Origin of the sequence: Rathayibacter iranicus NCPPB 2253 = VKM Ac-1602 (assembly GCF_003149025.1) — a bacterium.
Lineage (GTDB): Bacteria > Actinomycetota > Actinomycetes > Actinomycetales > Microbacteriaceae > Rathayibacter > Rathayibacter iranicus.
In genome coordinates this window covers 121,280-139,206 of the sequence record NZ_QGDV01000009.1, presented here as the reverse complement: position 1 = coordinate 139,206, position 17,927 = coordinate 121,280, and the positions used below count along the sequence as shown (strand labels likewise).

The following is a 17,927-nucleotide window of genomic DNA, read 5'->3' as shown; positions in this document are numbered from 1 at the left end:
TGGAACGCCTGACCCTTCCACTCCTCACCAATGGTCGAATTCATCTGATTCACCTTCTGAATAGCCTGCTCGATCTCTTCCTTCGAGCGGGTATACACCTGAGCCTGCTGCTTCAACTCTTCCGGCGTAACACTAATCTGAGCCATGAAACGTTCCCTTTCTTGAAACTGCCCGAGACCGTAGCACGCCGCCAGCACACACAACAGGAGCCCCCGGGAGCCGCCACTACGCACCCCCACACCTCAGCCACGGACTGCGAGCGGTACTGCTCGATGGCTCCGCCGACAGGCACGCAACTCGATGTGGTGACCCGTGGCCAGATTCCCCGTCATTCCGGCGTTCCACTAGAAGATTCAATTGACTCGAAAGGTCAGGGCAACCGTCGATTACTGCCCGGGAGGACACCCGAACTAGTGCCAAAGCCGTCTCGCGATAAGGTCCGCCAAGACGTCGCCGCTCAGGCACGAAGTAAAACACCGATGGCGCAGACCGCGAAGGACCCGACATCTCGGAGAACCCGATCGCGAACGGAACGCAAAAACGGTTTATGCAAAAACCCTTACACGCCCAACCAAGACTCCACCGCCCCGGGCATCTGTGGCACCTCACGTCGCAGTTCCGTCCTGCATTGAAGCCCATTGACAACGCTTGAGCAATGAGAATCCGATACTCGTGACATAACCGAAATTGGCGGTTCCTCTGAGAGGATTACGTTATGAGAACAAACCCGTGAAGAAGAACCGCCACGGGTGTATCACGACGCGCCGCGAAGTCCTCCCGAGGAGCCGTCGATCCGTCACGAGAGGCCCGCGTTGCAGTGATGCGCGGGCCCCGCGCGACGGATCGACCGCGGAGTCAGCGCGCGAACGTCTCCGTGCGGCGTGCGAGGGCTGGGCCATGCGCGGCAAGGACCAGGTCGCGCACAGACGTCGCCGGGAGAGAGCCGGCGCCCGCCGGCAGCAGGTCCGGGTCGGAGGCGAGCACGAGCGGAGTGTCGGCGGCCGAGACCGGCAGTCGCCCGTGGGTGCCGCGCACCAGCGACGCGTCCAGCGGCACCAGGTTCATCGCGTACCGCAGCCCAAGCGCCTTCTTGGCGAGGTTGCCCGCCGCCTTCACCTTCACCAGCGGGTCGGCCGGGTCGAAGAAGAGCTCGGCCGGGTCGTAGCCGGGCTTGCGGTGGATGTCCACACCGCGGGCGAAGTCGGGGGCGCGGTCGTCGTCGAGCCAGTAGTAGTAGGTGAACCACGCCCCCGGCCTGGCGACCACGACGAACTCCCCCGAGCGCTCGTGGTCGAGGCCGTAGCGGGCCTGCGCCTCCCGGTCGAGCACCTCGTCGACGCCGTCGAGCGCCTCAAGGAGCGAGCGCACGCGCGGCAGGTCCGCCGCATCCTGCACATACACGTGGGCGACCTGGTGGTCGGCGACCGCGAATGCGCGCGAGGTCCACGGATCCAGCTGCTCCCGTCCCTCCTGCACGTAGACCTCGAGCAGGCCCTCACGGCGCAGGGCCCGGTTCACATCGACCGGGGTGTCGGCGCCGGCGATACCGTACTCGGCGACCACGATCACCGACGCGCCCAGCGCCTCCGCGTCATCGAGTAGCGGAGCGAGGACGACGTCCAACTCGGACGCGGCCCGGCGTGCCTCGGGCGAGTCGGGCCCGAAGCGCTGGAGGTCGTAGTCGAGGTGCGGCAGGTAGGCCGTGGTCAACTCGGGCGGGCCGGAGCCGTCCCCGGCCAGCACGTGCCGGGTCGCGTCGACCATCCACTGCGTCGAGCGGAGCGACGCGGTCGGCCCCCAGTACTGGAACAGCGGGAAGGCGCCGAAGCGCGAGACCAGCTCGTCGTGTAAAGCCGGCGGGCGCACGTAGGCGTCCGGCGACTTGCGGCCGTCGGCGTGGTAGATCGGACGCGGAGTGACGGTGACGTCGGTCGTCGCCCCCATCGCGTACCACCAGCCGATGTTCGCCGCGCGGTACGGCTCTCCGCTGAGGCGCCGCGCGGTCTCCCAGACCTTCTCCCCCGTGACTAGGCGATTGTGCTGGCGCCACAGGTGCACCTCGCCGAGGTCGCGGAAGTACCAGCCGTTGCCGACGATCCCGTGCTGCGCGGGCATCGTGCCGGTGAGCATCGTGGACTGCACGCTGCACGTGACCGCGGACAGGATCGTGTCCAACGGCAACCGTCCACCGGCGCGGGCCAGGCGCGACAGGAAGGGCATGTCGGCGAGCGCCGTCGCGGTCAGCCCCACGACGTCGAGCAGCAGCACGGGCCTCACAGCGCCGCCGCCTGAGGGAGCAGCGGTGCCAGCAGCGCATCACGGGAAGCGGTCGTGAGGAGGTGTTCGGCCGCCCAGGCGAGTTCGGCTCCGATACCGGTCGCGAGGTCGGCGGGCGCATCGGCGAGCACCGACCAGGTGTACGTCTCGACGTCGAGGTGGATGTCGTCGGACGGCCAGGCTGCGTCGACAGCCGAGACCGCCTCCGCGAGTACCGCTGTCGTGGCCGAGAGCGGTGGCTCGGGCCGGTGGTGCAACGGCACGTGGAAGTGCACGCGCCAGGGTCCCGTGCCGGGGAGAGTTTCGAGCGCCTCGGGCAGGTCGTCCACGCGGAGCACGCCGTCAACTCCGTTTTCGCGGGTCTGGTGCAGGTAGCGCTTCTCCACGAACGGAGTGAGCGCCGCGCGGCCGGCTGGATCCTCCAGGTGCAGTGCGGCCGAGGCCTGCACCTTCACCACGCGCAGCCCTGCGTCGCGGATGCGGCGAACCGCCGAGGCCGGGTCGACGAAGGAGACGGCGAGGTGGCAGGTGTCCAGGCAGACTCCGACAAACGCCGGGTCGACCACGCCGATCCGCGGGTGCAGCCAGTCGACGACATCATCGACGGTGTCGAGGATGCAGCCGGGTTCGGGCTCGATCGCCAGGCGGATGGCGTGGCCGGTGGAGCGGCGCAGGTCCCGCAACTCCTCCACCAGCAGGGCGAGCTGCCGGGTCGCCGCCGCATCGTCCGCGGCTCCCCAGCCCTCGCGCCAGCCCAGCGGGAGCGTCGAGATGCTGCCGTCCGCGCCCGCAGGCAGCAGGTCGGCGAGGACCCGCGCGCAGTCGATCGTGTACTGCAGGCGCTCCGGCGTGGTCCAGTCGGGCCGGTAGACGGCGAGCTTGACGACCTCGGCGTGGAAGGCCGCGTAGGGGAAGGCGTTGAGCGTGCGAACCTCGAGGCCGTTGCGCTGGAGGGCCGCCCGAAGCACCGCGCGGTCCTCCGCGCTGGCGACCAGCTGGGCGGCGAGGTCCCGCGGGATCCACAGGCCCACGCCGACCGTGTCGAGACCGGCCGCGACGCGGGCAGGTCCGGCGTACACGTCGAGCTGGCGGACGACTCCAGCCAGGTCCTCGGCGGGATGGACGTTGGTGCAGTACGAGAGGTGCATCAGACGACCTCCGCCACACGCGGCGCGCCCCGAAGCACGGAGTTGCCCTCGAAGGTGCGCCCGGTGTGGGCCGCATCGAAGCCCACGACGGGCGAGAGGTCCAGGCGTCCGCTCTGCCCGTAGAACTCGACCGGGTTCTGCCAGAGCAGCCGGTCCACGTCGGCGGCACTGAAGCCGGCGACGAGGAGGAGGCGGCCGGTCTTCGCGGTCGTGAGCGGATCGGAGCGGCCCCAGTCGGCGGCAGAGTTGACCAGCACGCGGTCCAGCCCAATCCGCTCGACCAGCGTCACCAGACGGGTTTCGTCCATCTTGGTGTCGGGGTAGATCGAGAAGCCCATCCAGCAGCCGGAGTCGCGGACGGCGTCGACCGTGACTTCGTTGAGGTGATCGACGAGCACCTGACCGGGCGCGAGCCCCGAGTCCGCGACCACCTCGAGGGTGCGGCGGGTGCCCGACTCCTTGTCGCGGTGCGGGGTGTGCACCATCGCGGGGAGGCCGTGCTCGCCGGCGAGCTCGAGCTGTTGCCGGAAGACCTGGTCCTCCTCCGGGGTGAGCGAGTCGTAGCCGGTCTCGCCGACCGCGACGACGCCGTCCTTGGCGAGGTAGCGGTCGAGCTCGGGGAGGACCGCGCGGCAGCGGACGTCGTTCGCCTCTTTCGGGTTCAGTCCGATGGTGCAATGGTGGCGAATCCCGAACTGCGCGGCACGAAAGCGTTCCCAGCCGATCAGGGCGTCGAAGTAATCGGTGAAGGAGCCGACGTTCGTGCGCGGCTGGCCGAGCCAGAAGGACGGTTCGACGACCGCGCGGACGCCGGCGTCGAACATCGCCTGATAGTCGTCGGTCGTGCGGGAGGTCATGTGGATGTGCGGGTCGAAGATGCGCATCGTCGCGCCTTTCTCATCGGTGGTGGAAGGACCCGGGTCCGGGGCGGCGGTCAGCACGGCAGGAGCACCGCCAGATCATCGGGGAGAGCACGCCCGGCCGCGCGGCGCTCGTCGGCGAAGCGGCCGGCCATCGCGCGCAACTCCGCGTCGCTGCGCTCGTGGAGCCCGGCGACCGCTGCGAGCGGGATACCCAGGAACACGAGCTTGAGCACGCCGTGCCGCCACGAATGCGCGTCGAGGTAGTGGTGAGCGAAGGAGCCCATCGCCGCGGCGACGAGCCGGGTGTCGTTCGCGCGCAGGGCGTCGGCGGCCAACTCGACACCGGCGGCCGTGGTGGCGGGGCCCGGGTCGGGCAGCGTTTTCCGTCCGGCCAGCGCGTTCAGTCCGGCCAGGACGCCGCGCCGCTCGGCGCCGTCTCCGCCGCGGTAGAGACGGAGGAGCAGGGCCGCCAGCTCCTCGTCAGCGAGCGCCTGCGCGGCCGTCTCGACGAGGCTCGCGCGAGCCGCGTCGTCCCGGCTGCCGTAGACGAGGCCCTGCGGATCCACGTCCGCCCGCAGCGGCTCCCGCCCGGCCTCGCGCCCCGCCGCGGGGAAGAAGCGCTCAATCCGGGACGGCCGCTCTCGGACGGCGGCTCGGGCGCTCGCGGTCCACGGGTGCTCGACGCGCGCGGAGGCGCCGCCGCGCGCCTCCTGTATCGCCGCGATGCTCGCGACGGCCAGGCGTGGCGCGTCGTGCGAGTGCCGGGGCAACTCGACCGCCGCGATCCCCTCGTAGCCGATCTCGGCGAGGGTGGCGAAAGCCGCAGCGAGGTCGAGGGAGCCGGTGCCGAGTTCGAGGTGCTCGTGCCGCTCCGGGAGCATGTCGTCGACCTGCACGTTCAGGAGCAGCCCGGCGGCGCTGCGCAGGGCGCCGACCACGCCATCCGGCTCGACCACGACGCAGTGCCCGAGATCGACCGTCAGCCCGAGGGCATCCGGGTCGCCGAGTTCGCGCCGCAGCAGCAGCGCGTCGGCGACCGTCTCGACCAGCATCCCGGGCTCGGGTTCGAAGGCTAGCCGCACGCCGTGACGCTCGGCCAGGGCGACCAGACCGCGCATCCGCTCGACCAGGAGGCGCCAGGCCGCGGCCCGGTCGCCGCCCGCTGGCACGACGCCCGACCAGAGCGAGACCGCATCGGCGCCCAGCAGCGCCGCGATCTCGATGGCGCGCTCCAGGAACCGCAGCCGCGGTTCCGCCTCCTCGTCGACCAGCGTGGGCCAGTGCTTCGTAAAGGGGTCGAGCAGATAGCGGGCGCCGGTCTCGATCACGACATGCAGGCCCAGCGCCTCGAGCCGCGACCGCAGCGCGAGGGTCTGCTCGCGGCAGTCGGCAGCGAATGGATCCAGGTGCGGATACCCGAGGGTGAGCGCGACGGCGCGGTAGCCGGCGGCGTGGATCACGGTCAGCGCGTCCTCGAGAGTGTGGTCGGCGAAGCCGTTCGTGCCGTAGCCGAGCACCGGGCCGGTCATGTGATGTCCGCCGTCCGCGGACGACGGAGCAGGAGGGAGCCGAGCGCGTCGAGCGCGAGCAGCGCCGCGCCGAGTTCGGGTCGCCGCAGCCCCGTGAGGGACGCCTGGAGCGGGATCATCCCCGTGATGCCTGCGCGGGTGGCGGCGCGAGCGGCCGCGGCCGTCGGCGTCCGCGCGGCTTCAAGCTGAGCCCGCAGCACCAGGAGCAACCAGCGCCAGAGGCCCGCGGCGACCACGGCGGCCGGGGCGGCCCTGCGTTCGGCGAGAGCGCCCGCCGCGATGGCGAGCGCGATCGTCGCGGTCCCGGCGGCTGCCGCCCCCGCGGTCACGGGAGTGGTGCCGTGCACCTCGCCGCGCGAGAGCACGGTGACTCCGAGCGTGTGCGCCGCGACGGCGACGGAGGCGGGTGCCGCGGCGCCCAGGCCCGACGCTCCCGCGCCGAGCAGCACGTCGAGCCCGCGGCAGGCCGCCATCACCACCGGGCCGAGCGGAGTCGGCTTCGCGAGCAGGTCGTACGACCAGATTCCGGCGGCGAGGGGCAGCGCGAGGGCGAGCGAGCGGCGACCGTCGGCGAGGGCCGCGACCGCGACTCCCGCCACGGTCAGACCCGCCGCAACCCCGAGCGCCGCCGCGCGGCTGATCCGCCCGGACGGGATCGGTCGCTCCGGCCGCTCCTTGGCATCGAGTGCGGCATCCGCGTAGTCGTTCAGCGCCATGCCCGCGGAGTAGAGGAGCGCGGAAGCCAGCGGCAGCGCGACGGTCCGCGCCCCGATCCCGCGACCCGCCCAGGCTCCGCCCGCGACCGTGTCACCGATCACCGTCAGCGCCGCCCGTGCCCGGACCAACTCAAGATAATCGCGCAACTCAGCCATCGCGGCGCTTCCCTGTCGCGACGGGTGCGCGATGCTCCGCGACAAGCGCCCCGGTGCGGGCGGCCCACGCCACAAGCTCGGCGGTCTGCTCCGCGAAACCGTGCACGTCGCTCCCCCACGGGTCCTTGAAGAAGAAGCCGAGCTCGCCGACCGGCCCCGACAGACCCGCCTCGTCGGCGAGCGCCAACAGACGCGCGAGGTCGAGAATCAGCGGAGCCGCCAGCGCGGAGTCGTACGCCGACCAGATCGTCTGCACCGTGATCCGCGAACCCAAGAAGCCCTCGGCGTGCACGTGGTCCCAGGCCGTCTTCACATCGCCGAGGTCGGGCACGTTGTCGATGTGCAGCGGAGTGACGACATCGTCGCCAAGGAGGCTGCGCAGTCCGCGGTTCTTCGAGACGAGCTTCGAGCGCACCGCCTCCGGGTCTGCGAGGGTCTGCCCATCCCCGCCGCCGAGGAGGTTGGCGCCCGCCCACGAGAGCACGCGCATACCGCGGGCGGTGAACATCGGTGCGAGCACGCTGCGCAGGAGGGTCTCGCCGGTCTTCCCGTCCTGGCCCGCGGTCGGGATACCCGCCTCGGCGGCCCACTCTTCCAGCGCCGGGAGGGCCAGCGCGGTCGACGGAGTGAAGCAGGCGTAGGGCGCGCCGGCGACGACAGCCGAGAGCGCGGCGATCGAGCTCGGCGGGAGAATCCGCTCCCCCGGGCGCGCGAGCGCGGCGCGCAGGGCAACGAGGTCGTGGAACTCGGGACGGTCGGCGGGAAGAACCTCGGTCGAGGCGACGTCGATCACGACAACGCGGGCGAGACCGTGGCGCTCGCGGAACGAGACGATGTCGGCGGCCCGACGGTCGATCTCCTCCTGCTGCGACGCAGCGTCGGCGGCGAGGGGACGCAGCTCGGCGTCGGTCGCGTCGATCCGCTCGGCTACCTCGGCGACGACCGAGGTCGGGAACATGCCACCGGCGGCAAGCCCCATCGCTCTCTCGAGCAGCCCCGTGGAGGACGGGTCGTGGCCGCCGACGACGATGTCGGCGAAGTCGGCGAGCGGGACGTCCTCGAAGGCGGGAGTCGCGGTGGCGCAGCCCGAGCTGGGCGCGGCGCCCGCGGCGATCGCGTGCAGGCCGACGGCGGCGGTCGTGGCGACGCTGCCGCGCGCTCCGATCAGCCAGAGGCCGATACGCTCGCCCGGTCGGGTGGTGGTGGTGTCGGACGAGGTCATCGTTCTCTCCTGGCTGGATGTGCTGTCGGGCTGAATGTGCTGTCTGGATGTACTGGACGATCGGTGACGGCCGCGACGGGGAGCGGACTCCGCCGCGCGGTCGAAAGAGAAGGGGAAGCTGCGGTGCATCGGCGGCCGACGACGGCTCGACCCACCTGCACAGAATCGCAGCGCGCGCGTCCCGCTCGTGCCGCGCGCCACAATTGCATCGGCGCTCAGCGACTGCTTTCCTCGGAGGTGCCCCCGACGACACCGACCACGTGACCGAGAGAAGGAGCTGAGCGTGAGCGAGCGAGCGGGGACCGCGACGGGCGACATGCTTCGGTTGTTCGCCGACGGGCGTCCGCGCACCCGAGCGGAGCTGGTCGAGGAGACGGGGCTCGCCCGCACCGCGGTCATGACGCGGCTGGATCTGTTCTTCGAACTGGGCCTGATCGCACACCTCGACCGTGCGCCGTCGACCGGGGGTCGCCCCTCGGCGCGGCTCGTCTTCGACCCGGCCGTGCGCTCGCTCCTGGCCATCGACCTCGGGGCGACCCACTCCACGATCGCGGTGACCGACTTCGACGGCCGCGTCATCGCCGAGCGGCGCGAGGAACTCGACATCGCGCAGGGGCCCGTGCCGGTGCTCGAGCACGCTCTCGACGTCTGCGACGACATCCTCGCGGCGGCGGGCGTCGCTCCGTCGGCGATCGCGGGCATCGGCGTCGGTGTCCCGGGCCCGGTCGAGCATGCCAGCGGTCGACCGATCCGACCGCCGATCATGCCCGGCTGGGACGGCTTCGACATTCCCGCGTGCGTCCGTCGCCGCTGGGACACCACCGTGCTCGTCGACAACGACGTGAACCTGCTGACCCTGGGCGAACGCGCCTCGCGGTTCCCCCATGCGCACGATCTGATGTTCGTGAAGGTCGGCACCGGCATCGGAGCGGGCATCGTCTCGAGCGGGCTGCTCCAGCGCGGAGCCCTGGGCGCGGCCGGTGACCTCGGTCACGTGCAGGTGCCGCGCACCGCTCCTCTCGCCGCCGGCGGCCAGGAGGGCGACCTCGAGGCCGTCGCGGGCGGCTCCGCTCTGGCCGCTGGCCTTGCCCGGTCGGGACGGGATGTGCACTCCGTGCGCGAGCTGATCGACCTGTTGCGGGCGCGCGACCCCGAGGCCGTGGAGGCGGCGCGGATCGCGGGACTTCAGCTCGGCGAGGTGCTGGCGACCTGCGTAAGCCTGCTGAATCCGTCCGTCATCGTGCTCGGCGGAGCGGTCGCGCTCGCCAGCCCCGAGATCGTCTCGGCCGTCCGCGCGGTGATCGACGAGCGCTCCCTCCCCCTGGCAACGCAGCGTCTCAAGGTGGTCACCGCCGAGCTGGGCGGCAGCGGAGGCGTGCGAGGCGCCGCGCTGATGCTGCGCGGTCACCTGCTCGCCCCGGGCACGGTCGACGCGTTCCTCGAGCACCTGCGTGCCGCGCACCGCGCCGCACGCTGAGCCGCCCACCCAGCGACGTGCAGGATCGTCTTCCCGACGTGCGATCTGCAGGACTCCGTGCGATGTGCAGGGGATTCGGTCCTCGCCGCCGTCCCGACGGGCCGGAATGGGCGTCCGCGGCGCGATCCCCTGCACATCGAACCGGCCGCCGCACCCGGTCAGGAGCCGACCTCCGCACGCTCGGGCGCCTGCAGCGCGGCGGCAACGGCCGCGTCGATCCGCCCCTGCTCACGCACCGCGCGCCGCCGCCGACGCACCACGCCCAACACGATCAGCCCACTCAGCAGAGCCAGCAGGAGCAGCGCACTCCACGGCACCGCAGCGGCGGCGGCGTCGGCGGACGCGACGGGCACCTCCGGGACGTCGGCGGTAGGCGCGGCCGCCCCGAAGTCGGCGGTGACGACAGTGCCCGAAAGCGCGGCCCGAGCAGTCGCGACGAAGAGCGGCCAGACACCCGCGACCGTCACACTGCGGGTAACGGTCGTGCCGGGCAGCAACTCGGGCAGTGGCTCCGGATCGGTCGCCGCGACCGGAGCGAGGCCGAAGAGCCCGGCGACGCTCAGCTCAGCACCCGGCGCGATGCGCGTGTTGCCCGCGTTGGTCACGGTGTAGTCGATGGTCGCGGAGCCGGGGGCAAACGGATTCCAGCCGCCGTCGTACGCGACAGTGAGGTCGTCGATCGCCAAGCGCGGGGCGAGGTCGCCGCCCACGCGGAGGTACATCCGCGAGCCGAGGCGCCGGTCGACCGAGACTCCGGTCTCGCCCTGCACCAGGATCGAGGAGACGACGCCCGCGGCGTAGTCGCCGGGCGTGACGTCGGCGGGCACAGCGAGTTCGAACGGCACCTGCACGCTCTCGCCCGCCGGCACCGTGATCTCGGGGGCCGCGAACGAAATCCAGCTGCCGAGCTGGGTCGAGGGCTCCGCGGCGGGGAGCAGGTCGAGCTGGCCGGCCTCGGTGATAAAGCCGTCGGAGCCGTAGACGCGGAATGTTTGGGGCTCGTCGTCGTAGTTCGACACAACCAGGGCGTCGCTCAGCTGTCCGCCCGGATCGAGCGCGTAGGCATAGTTCGGTCGCTCGCTCCCCTGCTCAGTGTCGGCGGGGCGCACCCCCCAGGTGACAGCGGCGTCCGCCTCCTGCGCACCCGCCTGCGCCGCGAGCCCTCCCGCCGCGAGAAGCGAGGCCAGCAGCAGGACAGCGGTGGTTCGAGAGGTGCGTGGCATGAGCCGAACTTCCATTCACGAAGGGGTTCCCCCGCGAGATGCCTCTTCGGCACGCGACACGCCGGGCGTGGCGTACCGAAGAGGCATCTCGCGGAGGGGGTGGGAGTGGTTAGCCGAGCGCGGTAAGCGTCAGCGTCGCCGTGTAGGTGCCGGTTCCGACCGAAAGCGGGAGCTTCAGGTCGAGGTCGGCGCCGAGGACCGAGGATCCGGTCGGGTGCTCGGCCGCGGCCGAGCCGAGGACGCGGGCGGTGGCGAGGCCGTCACCCGAGTCGAAGCCGGAGGGAACGGGAGCGCCGGCCACGGCATCACCGTCGTTCTCCAGGACCTCCGGGGTCCAGCCGAGGTACTTGCCCGAGACGGTCTGGGCACCCGCGCGGAAGTCGCTCAGCTGTCCCGAGACCGACCAGGCCGGCCCGTTGAGGCGCGAGTCGGTCACCCGGACCGGCACGAGCTCACCGGAGGCGGCGAAGTGGTCGCCCTTCTCCTCCGCTACCCCGAGGTTCACCAGGTTGCTGGTGCCCTCCAGGCTCCACGTCAGTTCACCCTCGCGCGCCTCCGGGACGATGACGGCCACGGACTGGTCGCCCTCGGCCGCAGCGCCCGCCGCGGTGCCGGTGAAGTCGCCCGAGACGGAGGCGGCGGAGTTGCCCGCACCGAAGTTGACGGCCGGCGCGTTCTCCGCGAGCACGATGCGCCCGCCGACCGTCGCACCCGCGAGCTGCACGTTTCCGGAGTTACCCGAGAGCGAGACATCCCCGCCGACGGTGTTGCCCAGCGCGCTCGGCGAGCCGTCCTCGTTCGCGCCCAGCAGGACGCCGCGCGAGGAGCCGCTCACCGTCAGCGAGCCGCCGACGATCGCGCCCTGCACGTTCACACCGAAGTCGCTGTCGGCGAAGACGGCGTCGCCGCCCACGCTCGTGCGATCAACGTCGACGTAGTTCGCCGCCGCGGTGCTCACGCCGCCCGCGACCGAGAGGTCGCTGAACTCGACGTCGATTCCTCCGGCCTCGACCATGCCGCCGACCGTGAGGTCACGCAGGTAGAGGAACCCGGAGCGGCTGCCCTCCGAGAACGACACGACATCGCCGGCGACACTGGTGCCGTCGATCGAGATGCCGTAGGCGTCGGTGCCGATGACGTCGCCGCCGATGGTCGCCGAGGTGGCGTCCAGCCAGGCGTCGTCACCGACGATGACGTTCCCGGTGACACTCACGTTGCCGAGCACGCAGGTCTCACCGGCGGCGACCGTTAGGTCACCGGTGATCGTCTGGTTGCCGAGCTCGGTCGTGCAGTCCGTCGTCGCTGCGAAGGCCGACGGAGCGGCAACCATCGCGAGGGAGGCGGCCGCGAGGACCGCCGTGGGCGTCTTCCACTTCATGGGGGTTCTCCTCGGTGCGCTCGTGCGCGTGGTCGTGCTGGAGGGGGTGCTTGCAGAGGTGCGCGCGGGGCGCCGACGCTCAGCCACGGAGCGCCGCGATCGCGGAGTAGCTGCGGGCAGCGGCCTCGAGGGAGTTCCCCGTGCTCGGCGGCGTCGCCAGGGTGGGAGCGGTGTCCTGCTCCCAGACGCCGAAGCGCTGCCCGCGGTCGCGCAGCTCCGAGAGGAACGCCTGGTAGGGCAGGTTGCCCGCACCAAACTCGACGATGTCGTAGCCGTTGGTATTCGCGTTGTTCGTCTTCCCGTCCTTGAGGTGCAGGATCGGGTACCGGCGCGGGTTGCGCTTGATGTAGTCGAGCGGCTCGAAGCCCGGGTAGAGCTTCTTGCCGACATACGCCCAATAGACGTCCATCTCGAGGTACACGTGACGGGGGTCGGTGTTGTCGTAGAACACGTCGTAGAGACGGGTCTTGGGGTCGTCCGAGCCGAAGGCGAACTCGCCCGCGTGGTTGTGCTGGTAAAGCTTCATGCCCGCGGCCGAAACCTGCTGGCCCCAGGTGTTCCACTCGTCCGCTGCGGCGCGGTAACCGGCCACAGTGTTGACGTTGGTGGGCGCGTTGCCGGTGCCGAGGTGCGGCGTGCCGAGGACCTGAGCGATCTCGATCTGCTTCCCCAACTCCGAGCGGAGCAGGTTGGTGCCGACGTGCGAGCCGACGGCACGCAGGCCGTTGTCGTCGAGCAGTTGGCGAATCTGCTGCGGCGTGATCGCGCCGATTTGGCCCTGGGTGTATCCGGCGAACTCGATCTCGCTGTAGCCGATACGGCCCAGCTCCTCGAAGACGGCCCGGAAGCCGAGCGACGAGACCTTGTCGCGGATGCTGTAGAGCTGGATGCCGATGCGGTTGATCGGGACCAGGCGCGTGGATCCGGACGAGGGCGCGGGGGCGGCCCCGGCGGGCGCCGCGAAGGCTCCCGCTCCGACTCCGACAGCGACCGTCGAGGCGGCCAGGGCCGTCATCAGCGAGCGCCGGCTCATCGGCTTGGCCGTGATGGATGCGTGGTGGTGCATCATTTCTCCTTCGAAATGGCAGGTGGTTCGGGGGGTGGGGCCGGCCCGGTCGGGCCGGCCCCTGCGCGGTCGTTACTGCTGGACGGTGAGGTTCAGCAGCGTCGACGCGGCAGTCGTGTTTGCCGTGGCGGAGTGGGTGACGGTGAGCTTGTAGCTCCCCGCGGCGAGCTTGGGCAGCGTCACGACGACGTTCCCGCTCTCGTCGAGGGTCCCGGTGAGCATGGCGACGGTGGAGAGGTTCCTCTTCACCATCACGCTCACCTGGCCCGTGCCGGCCACTCCGGTCGCGGTCTCGGCGCCGATCGTGACCTGCGCGCTGGCCCCGGGCTTGACCGGGTTCGGCGCGACAGTCGCGGTGAGCACCGAGGCGGCCTTCGAGACGATCAGACGGGCAGTGCCCTCCGACGCCTTGTAGGTGCCGTCCGCGCCGTAGGCGACTCGGAGGGTGTGCGTACCGGCGCCGAGGGTCTGCGGGAGGGCGAAGGTCGCCTTCCCCTCCTTCAGCGCGGTGCGCCCGAGCTCGGTGCCGCCTTCGAAGAGGACGACCTCTCCGCTCGGCGTTCCACCCTCACCGGTGACGGTGACGGTCGCCTCGCCCGGTGCCCCGAAGGTCACGCGGGGAGCCGAGAGCGCCAGAGTCGTCGTCGATGCGACGGTCGGGGCGTTCGCCGCGGCCAGGTCGATCGTGAACGACACGGTGCCGACGGTCGAGACGTTGCCGCCCGTGTCGGTGGCGCGGTACTGGATCGTCCGGGCGCCGTTCGTGGTGAACGGCACCGTGTACGCACCATTGGTGGCGCGGACCGTGGTCCACGTCGTCCCGTTGTCGGCGGAGTACTGCACGGTCGAGATCGCGCCGTTGTCCGCGGCGGTGAGGCCGAGGGTGACGGGCTTGTTGTAGACGCCGCCAACTCCGGTGGGAGCAGCGGGGTCGAGCGTCGCCGCCACGATCGGAGCCGTCTTGTCACCGGCGCCGACACCCTGGAAGGTGAGGGAGTCGAGCGACAGGCCGTTGGGCGAGGTCACATAGAGCGACCCGGTGCCCTGGGGAGCGTTGGCGAAGGGGACGAGGACGTCCTTCCAGCCTGCTCCGGCGGGGATGGTGGCGGTTGCGAAGGGAGCCGCGTCGGCAGCGTTCCACCGCAGATCCACGGTGCCTTCACCGGTGGCGCGGACCACGACGCCGGTCAGGTTGGCGAGGTTCACCGGGTCCCAGCGCAGGAAGGATCCCGCACCGAGTCCGCTGACCGCGTTGCCGCCGCTGGCGGTGGTGTCCGCGTAGGGCAGGACGCCCTCGCGGGCGGCGTGCTCCGCCTCCTGCGTCTTCGGGTTCAGCCGCAGCGTCGCCTCGGCCGCGGCCGGGGGCAGTCCGTTGAAGCCGGCGTCCGTGTAGGTCACGACGACGGTACCGTAGAGCAGGGCGCCGGGGCCGTGCTCAGGCGAGTCCTTCGACGTGGGGAACGCTCCCTTGGCACCGGTGCCGGTGACCTCGGGGTGAGCGTGCTCGTCGTGGCCCAGACCGTAGGTCCAGTTGACGCGGCTGCTGACGATCTGGTCGCCGTCCTCCGCGTCCTTGCCGGTCACGGAGTAGGGAATCGCGTCGCCCCACGAGAAGAACGAGCCGTTGCCGGGCGTCTGGATCTGGATTTCCGGCGCCTGGTTACCGACAGAGATGACCCGCGAGGTCAGGCTGAACTTGCCCTTGGCGTCGGTGACGCGCAGTCGGGCCGTGAACTGTCCGAGCTCGGTATAGGTCTTCTTGGCCGTGACTCCGGTGGCGTCGAAGGTACCGTCGCCGTCGAAGTCCCAGTCGTAGGTGAGCGCGTCACCCTCGGGGTCGGTCGATGCCTTGGCGTCGAAGGTGACCTCGAGCGGCGTCTGGGAGGCCGACAGCGGGGTCGCCGTGAAGCGCGCCTGCGGAGCCTTGTTGCCCTCGGCGTAGTCGATCCGGTACAGGCCCGCGTCGGGGTTGGCGCGGAAGAATCCGTCGCCGTACTCGAGCACGTACATCGACCCGTCCGGGCCGAATTCCATGTCCATCGGGTTGTCGTGGATCGGCTGCGCGGCCTGGCTGAGCGCCGTGTTGGGCAGGAAGTCTTCGATGTGCGTGACCGCGCGGTCCTCATCGAGCGTGAACGCCGCGATGTAGTCCTGCGAGAACTCGCCGAAGAAGGTCTTCTCGTTCCAGTACGCCGGGAACTTCGACGTGGAGGTGTTCGCCTCATCGAAGTGGTACACCGGTCCGCCCATCGGGCCCTGGCCGGAGCCGGTGCCGAAGTTGACGAGTTCGTCGAACGGCTGGTCGCCCGGGTTATCGCCGTAGTAAACGGTCGCCGGCTTAGCGTCCGGGATGTCGACAAGGCCGGTGTTCCAGCGCGAGTTGTTCTTCAGGTTCTCCGGGTCGAAGAAGCCACGGGGCGTCGCCGTCTCGAAGTTCCACTCGTTGTACGCCGCGTTGGGTCCGTGGACGTAGGGCCAGCCGGAGTTGTGTGGCTGGTCGAGACCGGTCGCATTCCACTCGACAAGGCCCATCGGGCCGCGGATGCCGTCGGCCGCAGCGGCCTTCGTGGCGTCGGGACCGTAGTCGCCCCACGAGAGGGTGTTCGTCTCGGCGTCCACGTCGATCTTGAACGGGTTACGGACACCCATCACGAAGATCTCGGGGCGGGTCTTCTCGGTTCCCACCGGGAAGAGGTTGCCCTCGGGGATCGTGTAGGTTCCGTCCTCCTGGACAGCGATCCGGAGGATCTTGCCGCGGAGGTCGTTCGTGTTGCCAGCGCCGCGACGGGAGTCGAAGCCCGGGTTCATCCGCGGCGCGTCGTTGTTCGGCGCGAATCCCGCGGCTCCTGGCGCGCTCGCCGGAGTGTTGTCTCCGGTCGAGAGGTACAGGTTGCCGTCGGCGTCCCAATCGAAGTCGGCACCCACGTGGCAGCACTGCCCGCGCTGGGTCTCGACCTCGATGATCTTCTGCTCGGTCGAGAGGTCCAGGCCCGATCCGGTCCACTTGAAGCGGGAGAGGCGGTTGACGCCCTTCCACTGGTCCCAGTAGCTGTCATCGGCGCCCTCGGGGAGCATGTTGGGGGCGGCACCGGTCGGCGTGTTGCCGGGGGGCGCGTAGACGAGGTACACCCACTGGTTATTGGCGAAATCGGGGTCAATGCCGACCGACTGAAGCCCGTCCTCGGAGTTCTGATAGACGGGGATCGTGGTCACGACTCGCGTGGTGCCGGTCTTCGGATCGGTGTGGCGGATCTCGCCATTCCGAGCCGTGTGCAGGACCGTCTGGTCGGGCAGAACGGCGAGGTCGAGGGGTTCGCCGACGTTCTTCGTCAGCAGCACCTTCTCGTAATTGGTCCAGTCGAGCGCGGACTCCGCGCCCGGCTCTGAGCCGTGGTCCACTCCATCGTGGGCCGAGGCGGGCAGGCCGAGAGCGGTAAGTCCGGAGACAGTTACCAACCCGGCGATGCCGAGAGCGAGAAGTCGCCTGATGCTTCTTCTCGAGGGTCGCTTATCATTCATGCGTGATGTGATTCCTTCAACGAGGTGTTCATCGCAGAGGCCGGGTCCGTTCCTGTCCGCACGACGTTGCGGACCCGGTCTCCTCCTATCCGGCCCTCGGGCCGGTGTCCTACAGCTCCTCCCCTTTTCTCGTAGTCCGATGGCGCGGCGCCCGGGTCGTCAACGACCTCGCGGCGGCGCCGGAGCAAGGCTCGGCGCGGGAGCGTTCCCGCGCCGAGCCTGGTCGGCGGGGTCGATCAGGATTCGAAGGCCGAGGGAAGATACTCGGAGACGTTGTCCTTCGTGACGACCGGAGCGAAGAGCTGGATCTGGCGCGGGACTCCCAGCGAGGTCGTGTCGCTCATCGACTTGTTCTGCTCGACGAGGCGGGCCAGCTTGATGCCGTCCGCTGCCTGTGTGGAGGGATAGACGACCGTGGCCTTCACGACAGTGTCGTCGGCCTCGATCGAGCGCATCACGTTCGCCGAGCCGGCGCCGCCAACGAAGAGGAATTCGCTGCGGTTCGCGCTGTCGATGGCCGCGAGGACGCCGACGCCCTGGTCGTCATCGTGGTTCCAGATCGCGTCGATCTTCGGCGCCGCCTGGAGGAGGTTGGCCGCGGCCTGCTCCCCGCCCTGCACGGTGAAGTCGGCGGCGACGCGGTTGCTCACGCTCAGGCCACAGCCCTTGAGCGCGTCCGCGAAGCCCTGGCTGCGGTCCTGCGTCAGCGGGAGGGAGTCGATGCCCGCGATCTCGGCGACGACGGCGCCGGGAGTGTCGCCCAGCTGGCCGCAGATGTAGGTGCCGGCGCTGACGCCCATCCCGTAGTTGTCGCCCAGGATCGTGGAGCGAGCCGCGAAGGGGCTCGAGAACTCGCGGTCGACGTTGATGACGGTGATGCCCGCCTCCATCGCCTGCGTCGCCACCTGAGTGAGCGCCGCTCCGTCAATGGGGAGGAGCACGATCGCATTCACGCCGTCATTGATAAAGGTCTCGACCTGGCTGATCTGCAGATTCACGTCGTTGGTGCCCTCTGCGGTCCGCAGCTCGACATCGTCGTACTTCGCTGCCTCGGCGATGGCGGCGCGGCTCACGGCGCCCATCCAGCCGTGGTCGGCCGCGGGAGCGGTGAAGCCAATGACGACCTTGTCGCCCGAGGCGTCGTTATCGGAGGCGGCAACGGCGGCGGCGCTCCCGCCAGCGTTGCCCGAGGCGACGGGAGTGTTCGAGATGCAGCCGGTGAGCATGAGGGCGACGGCGCCGAAAGCGAGTCCGGCCGAGCCGAGCCGTGCAGTCCGGGTAAGGCGGCTGCGGGAGAAGGGGCGTGCAGGCATGGGAATGATCTCCTTCGATCGATCCGTGGTGCCGCAGGGC

General features: G+C 70.4%; 13 protein-coding genes. 1 reads left to right on the top strand and 12 read right to left on the bottom strand.

The window, feature by feature from the left end:
• The 7 genes from B0H03_RS10835 to B0H03_RS10805 form a co-directional block, all read right to left on the bottom strand.
• The coding region (locus B0H03_RS10835) for a WXG100 family type VII secretion target (protein WP_207774247.1) at positions 1-146 on the bottom strand (146 nt) is incomplete at its 3' end.
• A gap of 709 nt (positions 147-855) precedes the next feature.
• Positions 856-2,277 (bottom strand): alkaline phosphatase family protein, encoded by a 1,422-nt coding sequence (locus tag B0H03_RS10830; protein ID WP_104265550.1) that lies wholly within the window; start codon positions 2,275-2,277, stop codon positions 856-858.
• Complete coding sequence (eboE, locus tag B0H03_RS10825; RefSeq protein WP_104265551.1) at positions 2,274-3,425, bottom strand: metabolite traffic protein EboE; 1,152 nt, start codon at positions 3,423-3,425, stop codon at positions 2,274-2,276. Before eboE ends, B0H03_RS10830 begins: the two co-directional genes overlap by 4 nt.
• A complete protein-coding gene (locus B0H03_RS10820; protein ID WP_104265565.1) occupies positions 3,425-4,309 on the bottom strand; it encodes a TatD family hydrolase in 885 nt (294 codons plus the stop codon). The genes eboE and B0H03_RS10820 overlap by 1 nt, the downstream gene beginning before the upstream one ends.
• Positions 4,310-4,359: 50 nt before the next feature.
• Positions 4,360-5,817, bottom strand: a complete 1,458-nt coding sequence (locus B0H03_RS17110) for an EboA domain-containing protein (RefSeq protein WP_104265552.1) — start codon at positions 5,815-5,817, stop codon at positions 4,360-4,362.
• Positions 5,814-6,689, bottom strand: a complete 876-nt coding sequence (locus tag B0H03_RS10810) for an SCO3242 family prenyltransferase (RefSeq protein WP_181075074.1) — start codon at positions 6,687-6,689, stop codon at positions 5,814-5,816. The genes B0H03_RS17110 and B0H03_RS10810 overlap by 4 nt, the downstream gene beginning before the upstream one ends.
• Entirely contained in the window at positions 6,682-7,911 is a 1,230-nt protein-coding gene (locus B0H03_RS10805) for an inositol-3-phosphate synthase (protein WP_104265553.1), read from the bottom strand. The genes B0H03_RS10810 and B0H03_RS10805 overlap by 8 nt, the downstream gene beginning before the upstream one ends.
• 283 nt (positions 7,912-8,194) lie before the next feature.
• Here B0H03_RS10805 and B0H03_RS10800 point away from each other — a divergent pair, with 283 nt between their 5' ends.
• Entirely contained in the window at positions 8,195-9,388 is a 1,194-nt protein-coding gene (locus tag B0H03_RS10800; RefSeq protein WP_241560449.1) for an ROK family protein, read from the top strand.
• Between the two features lie 158 nt (positions 9,389-9,546).
• On the opposite strand, the gene B0H03_RS10795 is transcribed toward B0H03_RS10800, so the two are convergent.
• The 5 genes from B0H03_RS10795 to B0H03_RS10775 all read right to left on the bottom strand — a co-directional run bounded on the left by B0H03_RS10795 (position 9,547) and on the right by B0H03_RS10775 (position 17,887).
• Positions 9,547-10,611: a DUF916 domain-containing protein gene (locus tag B0H03_RS10795; protein ID WP_104265554.1), complete on the bottom strand. Its 1,065-nt coding sequence runs from the start codon at positions 10,609-10,611 to the stop codon at positions 9,547-9,549.
• A 109-nt stretch (positions 10,612-10,720) separates the two neighbouring features.
• Positions 10,721-11,989: an autotransporter outer membrane beta-barrel domain-containing protein gene (locus B0H03_RS10790; protein ID WP_104265555.1), complete on the bottom strand. Its 1,269-nt coding sequence runs from the start codon at positions 11,987-11,989 to the stop codon at positions 10,721-10,723.
• Between the two features lie 79 nt (positions 11,990-12,068).
• Complete coding sequence (locus B0H03_RS10785) at positions 12,069-13,055, bottom strand: sugar phosphate isomerase/epimerase family protein (RefSeq protein ID WP_237399531.1); 987 nt, start codon at positions 13,053-13,055, stop codon at positions 12,069-12,071.
• Positions 13,056-13,127: 72 nt separating this feature from the next.
• Positions 13,128-16,574, bottom strand: a complete 3,447-nt coding sequence (locus tag B0H03_RS10780; protein ID WP_104265556.1) for a PQQ-dependent sugar dehydrogenase — start codon at positions 16,572-16,574, stop codon at positions 13,128-13,130.
• Positions 16,575-16,810: 236 nt separating this feature from the next.
• Entirely contained in the window at positions 16,811-17,887 is a 1,077-nt protein-coding gene (locus tag B0H03_RS10775) for a substrate-binding domain-containing protein (RefSeq protein ID WP_104265557.1), read from the bottom strand.
• Between the last annotated feature and the right edge of the window lie 40 nt (positions 17,888-17,927).

Bases quoted from the DNA above. Each gene is read 5' to 3' on its own strand.
- eboE (WP_104265551.1), bottom strand. From the start codon at position 3,425: ATGCACCTCTCGTACTGCACCAACGTCCATCCCGCCGAGGACCTGGCT.
- B0H03_RS10820 (WP_104265565.1), bottom strand. From the start codon at position 4,309: ATGCGCATCTTCGACCCGCACATCCACATGACCTCCCGCACGACCGAC.
- B0H03_RS17110 (WP_104265552.1), bottom strand. From the start codon at position 5,817: ATGACCGGCCCGGTGCTCGGCTACGGCACGAACGGCTTCGCCGACCAC.
- B0H03_RS10810 (WP_181075074.1), bottom strand. From the start codon at position 6,689: ATGGCTGAGTTGCGCGATTATCTTGAGTTGGTCCGGGCACGGGCGGCG.
- B0H03_RS10805 (WP_104265553.1), bottom strand. From the start codon at position 7,911: ATGACCTCGTCCGACACCACCACCACCCGACCGGGCGAGCGTATCGGC.
- B0H03_RS10795 (WP_104265554.1), bottom strand. From the start codon at position 10,611: ATGCCACGCACCTCTCGAACCACCGCTGTCCTGCTGCTGGCCTCGCTT.
- B0H03_RS10790 (WP_104265555.1), bottom strand. From the start codon at position 11,989: ATGAAGTGGAAGACGCCCACGGCGGTCCTCGCGGCCGCCTCCCTCGCG.
- B0H03_RS10785 (WP_237399531.1), bottom strand. From the start codon at position 13,055: ATGCACCACCACGCATCCATCACGGCCAAGCCGATGAGCCGGCGCTCG.
- B0H03_RS10780 (WP_104265556.1), bottom strand. From the start codon at position 16,574: ATGAATGATAAGCGACCCTCGAGAAGAAGCATCAGGCGACTTCTCGCT.
- B0H03_RS10775 (WP_104265557.1), bottom strand. From the start codon at position 17,887: ATGCCTGCACGCCCCTTCTCCCGCAGCCGCCTTACCCGGACTGCACGG.